The organism is Nonomuraea lactucae (assembly GCF_003313395.1).
Classification (GTDB): Bacteria; Actinomycetota; Actinomycetes; order Streptosporangiales; family Streptosporangiaceae; genus Nonomuraea; species Nonomuraea lactucae.
Genome location: NZ_QNFZ01000378.1, coordinates 1 through 816, shown reverse-complemented (window position 1 = coordinate 816; position 816 = coordinate 1). Strand labels below are relative to the sequence as shown.

Genomic DNA, 816 nt, shown 5'->3' with positions numbered 1-816 from the left:
CGCCGCCAGGGCCCGAGCGCCGGACAGCTCGGCGAGCCGGCGGTCCAGCTCCTCCGCGGCGGCCCGCACGTCGCCGCCGCGCAGCGCGACGAGGAGGTCCCCGGGGTCGGCCGGCGGGAGCTCGAAGCCGAGGTCGCGGGCCAGGGCGAGGTTGAGCTCCGTGGCCATGGCGACGACGGCCACGTCCGTGCCCGGCAGCTCGGACAGCGACCGGCTGACCCGCATGAGGGCCACCGAGTCGTGGTAGATCCCCTTGCGCAGCAGGACCATGTCGGCGGACTCGCCCGCCTGGCCCGCCGCCCCGGCGGAAGCGTCAGCCGCCCGAGGGTGCCCAGCCGTACGGTGCCGCTCGGTCATTCGGCCGCGCCGAGGGCGAGGACGGCGTTCAGGCCGATGGCGATGCCCTGGGCCAGGTCGGAGCCCGAGGTGTGGCCGAGCTGGTGGAGCCGGCGGACGGCCGGCTCCAGCGGCTGCTGCCCGGCCAGACCGCGCAGCACCGCGACCACCTCCGGGCTCGCCTCGCCGCGCGCCGCGCAGTGCAGCAGCGTCGCCGAGATGGGCGTCGTACGGGTGCGCGCGTCGTAGGTGACGGCCGCCGCCAGCCACCCGGCCAGCCGGACGGCCCGCTCGGTGCCCGTGGCCGTGCCGAGATGGCGCAACGTCACCAGCAGCCCCGCGAGCACGTCGTCGCCGCTGGGCGTGAGCCCGGGCCCGAGCCCCACGAGCTGCTCGGCGGCCGTCACCACGCCGAGCAGGCGGCCGCTCGCGCAGCTCGCCGCCAGCAGTTCGACGGCCTGGTTCCCGGCCAGCCCCGGG

At 77.9% G+C, this 816-nt stretch carries 1 protein-coding gene and 1 pseudogene; both read right to left on the bottom strand.

The genetic code is table 11. From position 1 onward, the window contains the following. Window positions 1-357 (bottom strand): annotated as a pseudogene (locus tag DQW85_RS22070) (hypothetical protein); the annotation flags it as partial. After that, window positions 354-816, bottom strand: a 463-nt coding sequence (locus tag DQW85_RS22065; protein WP_162795217.1) for an oxamate carbamoyltransferase subunit AllH family protein, incomplete at its 5' end; no start/stop codon positions are given. The gene DQW85_RS22065 and the pseudogene DQW85_RS22070, both read right to left, overlap by 4 nt.